Here is an 8,089-nt window from a genome sequence, read left to right as displayed (position 1 = left end):
TCGACCTCGACTCGAACCCGACCAAGCTCATCGAGATCGTCGAGATCGGCAAGCAACTCCTCATCACCCGGGGCGCGTTGACGACGTTCTCCATCACGAACGACGTGGCGAAGTACTTCGCGATCATCCCGGCGATGTTCGCGGGCGCGTACCCGGGGCTGGAGTCCCTGAACCTCATGGGCCTGCACAGCCCGACCTCCGCGATCGCCTCCGCGATCATCTTCAACGCGCTGATCATCGTGGCCCTGATCCCACTCGCCCTGCGCGGCGTCCGGTACACGCCGTCGTCGGCGCACGACCTGCTGCGGCGCAACCTGCTCGTCTACGGCCTCGGCGGCCTGGTCCTGCCCTTCGTGGGCATCAAACTGATCGACCTGCTGATCTCCGGGGTGCCCGGCCTCGGATGAACCACGTCGCCTTGGATGAACCACATCAAGGGGGCGTAAGCGCACGTCAGAGCCCCGTCAGAGAAGGCGACCCAGGCTTGCCCCGCCTGTGCGGGACGGCTTCCATGGACAACCGTGAACAGCGCATGGCTCCTTTTCGACCGGCCACCGAGTCCCTCCCCCAGCCTTCGGCCGGGGGGGACCCCCATCTCGCTTCGCTCGGCCGCCCCGTCGTGCGCCGCACTGCCCGGAAACGCCCGCGTCCCGCTGACGCGCTTTCCGTGACACGAGGGGCGCCGTGATGCCACGGCGTCCCTCTTCTTTCCTTTCGCTCCCGCACGTGACGCCACCCCCTCGGCTGGGCGGTGTGCCGCGTGCCGCAACCCTGGATGGGATCATGTCCGACACCGCCTTTTCGTCCCGTACCGTGCTCGTCACCGGCGCCACCTCCGGCGTCGGCTACGAGACCGCCCGGCAGCTCGCCGAGCGCGGCGCCACCGTGCTGCTGCACGGCCGCACCGCCGAAGAGGCCCGAGCCGCCGCCGACGCCCTCGTCGCCACAGCTGGGGTCGCAGAGGGCCAACTCTGCACGTACGCGGCCGACTTCGCACGCCTCGACGAGGTCGAGGCCCTCGCCCGCAAGGTCGTCGCAGCGCACCCGCACCTGAACGTCCTGGTCAACAACGCCGGCATGGCCGCCCCCGAGCGGCACACCGTCACCGCCGACGGCAACGAGATCGCCTTCCAGGTCAACTTCCTCGCCCACTACCTGCTGACCTGCCTGCTGGAACCGGCCCTGACCAGCGACCCCGGCGGCCGGGTTGTCAACGTCTCGTCGGCCCTGCACCGCACGGCCTCCATCCAGTGGTCCGACCCCAACCGCGCCCGCCGCTACTCCCGGCTCGCCGCCTACGCCCAGTCGCAGCTGGCACTGACGGTCTTCGCCGCCGACCCGCGCGTCACAGCGGTCTCGGTGCACCCGGGCGTCTGCGACACCGCGCTGCTGCCCCTGTACGCCCACGAGGGCGTCTCCCCCTCCGAGGGCGCCGCGCACGTGGTCCGGCTGTGCGACCCGGCCGCCGAGATCGTCAACGGCGCCTACTACGACCGCGACGAGCGGGTCGCCCCCGCCCCGGCGGCGACGGAGGACCGCACGGTCAGGCGCCTGACCAAGCTGGCGGACCTGCTGGTCGACCGGAGCGCTTGAAGGCCGGTTTACGGCAGAGGAGTTGATGTACGTGTCGAAGCGCGCCCGCAAGGGGAAGGCCCGCCGGAAGTGGCATTCCCTCACACCGGCCCGCCCGCCCGGGGCACCGCAACCGCACTCTCCCGCCCCGACCGCCGTATGGAATGCGCTTGCTATCAGTCAAGAACCCTTCTACAGAAGGCAATTGACCCGTTATGCGGCCGTAGCGTCGTCGAAGGCGCCCGACCGAGGGCGTCTCCCCCACTCAACGGGCCCACATGCCCGTCCCTTGGAGACGACGAATCAGATGACGACCACTGTGCCCGGCATCCCTGTCCCGACCGGGACACCCGGTGACCGGAGCACCGACGCTCGCGAGAAGGACATCATGCGGTTCCGGACGGTGTCCGGCCCCGATCTGACCACCCGCAACGACGCCTACCTGGCCTGGCAGCGGGACCGCGAACAGGCCGACCTCTGGCCTTACTTCCGCCGCTACGACACGGCCCTGACCCCCCGGGCCACCTCCGTGTCCGACACCGGCGTGGTCACCCACGGCCCCAACTTCGGCGGCCAGGACTACCTCTCCCTCACCGGCCACCCCGCCGTCCTCGACGCCGCGCACCAGGCCCTGCGCGACTACGGTCCGATCACCGCGGGCTCCCCCGCCTTGGGCGGCGCCAACCCGATCAGCAAGGCCCTGGAAGCCGGACTCGCCGAGGCCCTGCACTCCGACCACGTGGCGTTGTTCCCGACCGGTTGGGCCTCGGGCTTCGGCACCATCCGGGCGCTGATGCACCGCCGCGACCACATCCTGCTCGACAAGCTCTCCCACGACTCGCTGCGCCAGGGCGCCGCCGCCAGCGGGGCCACGGTGGAGTTCTTCCGCCACCTCGACAACGATGCCGTCCGCCGCCATCTCGCGGGCATCCGCGCCACCGACACCAAGAACGCCGTCCTCGTCGTCACCGAGGGTGTCTTCTCCATGGACTCCGACACCCCGCAGCTCGCCGAACTCCTCGGCATCTGCCGGGAGTACGGCGCCCAACTGATGGTCGATGTCGCCCACGACTTCGGCGCCATGGGCGAGCACGGCGGCGGCCAGTTGGAGGTCCACGGCATCCTCGGCCAGGTGGACTTCGTCGTCGGGGCGTTCTCCAAGACCTTCGCCACCACCGGCGGCTTCCTCGCCACGCCGTCCGCGTCCGCGCGGGAGTACGTGCGGATGTTCGGCGGCCCGCAGACCTTCTCCAGCGCGATCACCCCCGTACAGACCGCGGCCGCCCTCGCGGCCCTGGGCATCGTGACCTCGCCGGAGGGCGCGCGCCGCCGCAAGTCCGTCGCCGCGGTCGCGACCCGCCTGCGCGAGGGACTCACGGCACGCGGACTGGAGGTCATGGGCGACGTCGTCTGCCCGGTCGTCCCGGTCCTCATCGGCGACACCCCCACCGGGCGCATTGCCTCCGGCCTCATCGCCCGCGCCGGCCTCATCGCCCACCTCGTCGAGCAGCCGGCCGTCGCCTCCGACGCGGCGCGTTTCCGCATGCAGGCCATGGCGGACCACAGCACCGAAGACGTCGACGCCGCGATCGACATCCTCGACAGCTGCATACGTACGGCCCGGCAGGACATGACGCACATAATCGGCCGGTCTTAACGGAGTCTTGACGCGTATGGAGCACGCTCCCGTGGGCCTGGGCGTCACTCTCTGCTTACGCTGGTGCCGCCGTCCGCGTGATGGCCCGATCCCGAGCCGAACCACGCACCAGGAGCACGCCGATGGCCACCACCGAACGCCCACAGCGGCGTCTACGTGCCTGGATGCTGGAGGGCCTGTCCGACATGGGCAAGTCCGGGGGCCACACGGGCCCGCACGCCCAGCCGGAGCCCGCCCACAAGGGCCAGCGGTGGTACCGGGTGATGTGCCTGACCGGTGTCGACTACTTCTCCACTCTCGGCTACCAGCCGGGCATCGCGGCCCTCGCGGCCGGCCTGCTCTCCCCGATCGCGACCATCGTGCTGGTGATCGTCACCCTGGCCGGCGCCCTGCCGGTCTATCGCCGCGTGGCCGAGGAGAGCCCGCACGGCGAGGGCTCGATCGCCATGCTGGAGCGGCTGCTGTCCTTCTGGAAGGGCAAGCTCTTCGTCCTGACCCTGCTGGGCTTCGCCGCCACCGACTTCCTGATCACCATCACGCTGTCGGCCGCGGACGCCTCGACCCACCTGGTCGAGAATCCGCACCTGGAAAGCGCCCTGCACGACAAGCAGCTGCTGATCACCCTGATCCTGGTCGCGCTGCTCGGCGCGGTGTTCCTCAAGGGCTTCCTGGAAGCCATCGGCGTCGCGGTCGCCCTGGTCGCCGTCTACCTCGGGCTGAACGTCGTGGTGGTCGGTGTGGGCCTGTGGCACGTCATCACCGAGGGCCATGTGATCACCGACTGGTCCAGTGCCCTGACCGCCGAGCACGGCAACGTCTTCGTGATGATCGGCGTGGCGCTCATCGTCTTCCCGAAGCTCGCCCTCGGCCTCTCCGGCTTCGAGACCGGCGTCGCCGTCATGCCTCACGTCAAGGGCGACCCGGGCGAGACGGATGAGAACCCGGTCGGCCGGATCCGCGACACGAAGAAGCTGCTGACCGCCGCCGCGCTCATCATGAGCGTCTTCCTGATCGCCACCAGCTTCATCACCACGCTCCTGATCCCGGAGAAGGATTTCGAGTCGGGCGGCCAGGCCAACGGCCGCGCGCTCGCCTTCCTCGCGCACGAGTACCTGGGCGGGGCCTTCGGCACGGTCTACGACGTCTCGACGATCGCCATCCTGTGGTTCGCCGGCGCATCGGCGATGGCCGGCCTGCTCAACCTGATGCCGCGCTACCTGCCCCGCTACGGCATGGCCCCGCACTGGGCCAGGGCCGTCCGCCCCATGGTCATCGTCTTCACCCTGGTCGCCTTCCTAGTGACGTGGATCTTCGACGCCGATGTCGACGCCCAGGGCGGCGCGTACGCCACCGGTGTCCTGGTCCTGATCAGCTCCGCCGCGATCGCCGTGACCATCGCCGCCCGCAAGGCCGGCCAGCGCAACTGGACCATCGGCTTCGCGGTCATCTCCGCGGTGTTCCTCTACGTCACCGTCGTGAACGTCATCGAGCGCCCTGACGGCGTGAAGATCGGCGCCTGCTTCATCGCCGGCATCATCCTCATCTCCCTGCTCTCGCGGCTGCTGCGCGCTTTCGAACTGCGCGTCACGCACGTCGAGCTGGACAACATGGCGGAACGATTCATCCGGGACATCGCCAGCCGCAAGATCCGCTTCATCGCCAACGAGCCCGACCAGCGCGACAAGGCCGAGTACCGCGACAAGATCGAGCAGATCCGCAACGACAACGACATGCCCGAGCAGGAGGACTTCGTCTTCGTCGAGGTCACGGTCACCGACCCTTCAGAGTTCGAGGCCGGCCTGACGGTCCGCGGCGAGGTCCTGCACAACCGCTACCGCGTCCTGACCCTGGAGTCCTCCTCCATCCCCAACGCCCTGGCCGCACTCCTCCTCCACGTCCGCGACACCACGGGCTGCACCCCACACATCTACTTCGAGTGGACCGAGGGCAACCCCTTCGCCAACTTCCTCCGCTTCTTCCTCATCGGCCAGGGCGAGGTCGCCCCGGTCACCCGCGAGGTTCTCCGGGAGGCAGAACCGGACCGGGCCCGCCGCCCGCGCGTCCACACCGGCTGAAGACCGCGGCCACGGAGTCAGAGTTCCGTCAATATTCGCCCGTACGGCGCTAGGACCCCGTAGTGACGGCCGTCGGCCCCTATAGGGCCGCCTAGCGTCGGGGACATGGAACAGAGTCCATCAGCAGCCCCTGCCGACGACCGCCACTGGCGTGGCAGCGCCCGGCTCGCGGCGGGCTGCGCTCTGGTGTTCTGCGCCTTGAGCCTCTTGGTCGACTGGGACGCGGGAAGCCTGACGCCCCTCCGCGCCCTGCTCTGGTCCCTCTTGTCGGCCGCGGTGTTCACCGTCCTGCTGCCGCCACGGGTGAGCGCGGGCCCCGGCTGGCTGGCAGTATCCACCCCCTGGAGCCGGCTCGTGGTCCGCACGGACGCACTGGTCGCCGTACGGCAATACGACGGCGTCTCCTCACATCTGGTCCTCCGCGACGCCTACGGCCACCGCCTGGAACTCGATCCCCGCACCCTCGCGGCCAACCCCCTGCTCTGGCACGAACTCGACACAGGCGTCCGCCGCTCCCTGGAACGCGGCACGCTGCGCCACGGTGCGGACGTCCTGGACCGACTGGGTCACCGCATTGACGACGAGACCGTACGGGCAGTGCTCCGGGCATCGGGGCTTTCCTGACCGCCGTGGATGGCGGCGTGCGATCAGGCTTCCTGGACCCAGCGGCGGAAGGTGGAGGCGGACACACCGTTGCCGCCAGCCACATCGGAAACGTGCTGGTCATGGCCGAGCACGGCGAGCACGATGATCGCCTGGGTGCCGGGGTCGACCTTGTGCCGCGGAGTACATCTGGTTACGACGGCGACGCATGAGATCCGCGACGAGGTCGATGATCCGCTTCGACAGCGGGAGGCGGACCTGGTGGACAACATCGTGAGAGCTCTCGGTGGACTGGTTTATCTTCACACACTCACCAACTCCCGCCGGGGGCCCTCCTGTTACGGCGGGAATCGGCCGCTCCGCTGCAGTCTTCGCCAGCCAGCGCGGCAGGTAGCGGCCGGATCCGGTGCGGGCCAGCCAGCCAGCCAGCCCCATGCTGCGTAGCGGCGAGTGCCTCGTAATCAACCCCAAGGGCAAGGACTTCGCCGTAAGCGTCGACGACGCTGAACGGGGCGCCGCACTCCTGAACTCCTTGGGCGCAAACTGCCTAAAAGGCTGTCCCGTAACCGCTGGTCACGGGTGGGATGATCTCGCTGTGGCTGGTGTGATCACGGCGTCCGATCCGTCCTGGATAGCTCCGTTCACGGGGCTGTCCCCTCGGTCCTTCGGTGCGTTGGTCAGGGTGCTGCGTCGAGAGGCAGCGGGTGTGTCCCGCCCGGGGCGGCCCTGGTCACTGCCGCTGGAGGACCGGGTACTGCTCGTGGTCGCGTACTGGCGTACCAACCTGACGCTGCGGCAGTTAGCCCCGCTGTTCGGGGTGTCGAAGTCTGCGGCCGCTCGGATCGTCCGCTGTACCGGCCCGCTGCTCGCGCTCAAGCAGCGCCAGCGATTTCGCAGGGGCACCGTTCTGATCGTGGACGGCACGTTGGTGCCCACCCGCGACCGCGCCATTGCCCAACCGTCCAAGAACTACCCCTACTCCACCAATCACCAGATCGTGTTGGACGCGGAAAACAGTTTGGTCGTCGCCGTCGGCCGACCGGTGCGCCGCAACCGCAACGACTGCAAGGCATGGGAAGAATCAGGCGCAATGGCCATGGTCGGCCGGGTCACCGCCATCGCTGACGGCGGCTACCGCGGCACCGGGCTGGTCATCCCGCACCGGCGTGCTCCAGGCGAGGAGCTTGTGGCATGGAAGCAGCAGCACAACGCCTCGCACGGCCGTGTCCGTGCTCGCGTCGAGCACGCCCTCGCGCGGCTGAAGACCTGGAAGATCCTCCGCGACTGCCGGCTGAAAGGTGAGGTTGTCCACCACGCGATGCTCGGCATTGCCCGACTGCACAACCTTGCGCGCCGCGCGTGACGGCACTCATCGAAGCAACTGCCCGTTCCTGGACTCGGTGGGCAGGAGCTGGACCAGGCCGACCCTGCATTCCTCGTCTGCCTTGGTGTGGGTGGCTCGAACCCTCCAGCGGCCGGCGGGCAGTGGGACCGGTGCCTGGGTGGGCATCCCACCGTCGGGATACTCGGTGTCCAGGTCGGATCCTGCTTCGGCGGAGTCCATGAGCACGGCCGGACCGTCCGACACCCATGTGCCGCACTCCTCCCATTCGGTGGCCGGGTCCGCGAGGACAACCTCTGCTGCGACCTTCAGCCCGGCCTCGGAGTCGGCGGCAAGCCGCCGCAGGAAGGCGCGGTGCTCGGGCAGATAGCAGCTGGTGGCTGGCTCGTCCGCCAGCACCAGTGCCTGTGCACCGTTCTCGCCCACGGAGATCACACCGGCCAGATCGTCCAGCGCACAGGCCCGGTCATAGTCGTCTGGAGCGGTGGCGTCTCCCGCCATGACCCCGGCCTCCGTGCACCCGCGCCACGCAGCCAGCGCGGAGACGGGGATGACGATCAAAGGTCCGCCCATCGACTCCACCCAAACAGGGGAGGTGTGGGACGCATCGGCTGGGGTGGACGAAGAGACGCTCATGCCGTCAGTGTGCCCCCACCCACTGACAACGCCCGCGCCGCTCATTGCTTCCCAGCACAGGGAACAGCTCGGCGCCTGCGGCAACCAGCGGTTACGGGACAGCCTTTAACTTGATCTTTAACCTGTGCGGCGTGGTCGTGGGGTGGTTGACTTACTCGTTCGCTGTTTCGCCGCCTGTGTTTTGCGGGGTGTGTGCACGTCGTG

At 68.9% G+C, this 8,089-nt stretch carries 6 protein-coding genes and 1 pseudogene; 6 read left to right on the top strand and 1 reads right to left on the bottom strand.

Annotated elements, in window-relative coordinates; genetic code table 11:
- The 6 genes and pseudogenes from ACFU95_RS50385 to ACFU95_RS50360 form a co-directional block, all read left to right on the top strand.
- Window positions 1–407: pseudogene (locus ACFU95_RS50385) on the top strand (potassium-transporting ATPase subunit B); the annotation flags it as partial.
- A gap of 376 nt (window positions 408–783) precedes the next feature.
- Window positions 784–1,593, top strand: a complete 810-nt coding sequence (locus ACFU95_RS50380; RefSeq protein ID WP_383844495.1) for an SDR family NAD(P)-dependent oxidoreductase — start codon at window positions 784–786, stop codon at window positions 1,591–1,593.
- A gap of 286 nt (window positions 1,594–1,879) precedes the next feature.
- On the top strand, window positions 1,880–3,229 hold the full coding sequence (locus ACFU95_RS50375; protein WP_383844492.1) for an aminotransferase class I/II-fold pyridoxal phosphate-dependent enzyme: 1,350 nt from the start codon (window positions 1,880–1,882) through the stop codon (window positions 3,227–3,229).
- A 122-nt stretch (window positions 3,230–3,351) separates the two neighbouring features.
- Entirely contained in the window at window positions 3,352–5,304 is a 1,953-nt protein-coding gene (locus ACFU95_RS50370) for an amino acid transporter (protein ID WP_383844489.1), read from the top strand.
- 105 nt (window positions 5,305–5,409) lie between these two features.
- Window positions 5,410–5,928, top strand: coding sequence for a hypothetical protein (locus ACFU95_RS50365; RefSeq protein ID WP_383844486.1), 519 nt, complete (start codon window positions 5,410–5,412; stop codon window positions 5,926–5,928).
- A gap of 574 nt (window positions 5,929–6,502) precedes the next feature.
- Window positions 6,503–7,270 (top strand): transposase, encoded by a 768-nt coding sequence (locus ACFU95_RS50360; protein ID WP_383844483.1) that lies wholly within the window; start codon window positions 6,503–6,505, stop codon window positions 7,268–7,270.
- Window positions 7,271–7,276: 6 nt separating this feature from the next.
- Here ACFU95_RS50360 and ACFU95_RS50355 read toward each other — a convergent pair whose 3' ends face one another.
- The gene (locus ACFU95_RS50355; protein ID WP_383844480.1) at window positions 7,277–7,885 is read right to left on the bottom strand and encodes an Imm21 family immunity protein; all 609 of its coding nucleotides are present in this window, start codon (window positions 7,883–7,885) and stop codon (window positions 7,277–7,279) included.
- Window positions 7,886–8,089: the final 204 nt, after the last annotated feature.

The organism is Streptomyces sp. NPDC057623, from assembly GCF_042800355.1.
Lineage (GTDB): Bacteria > Actinomycetota > Actinomycetes > Streptomycetales > Streptomycetaceae > Streptomyces.
The sequence above is the reverse complement of the archived record's forward strand: the minus strand, read 5'-3'. Positions and strand labels throughout refer to the sequence as shown.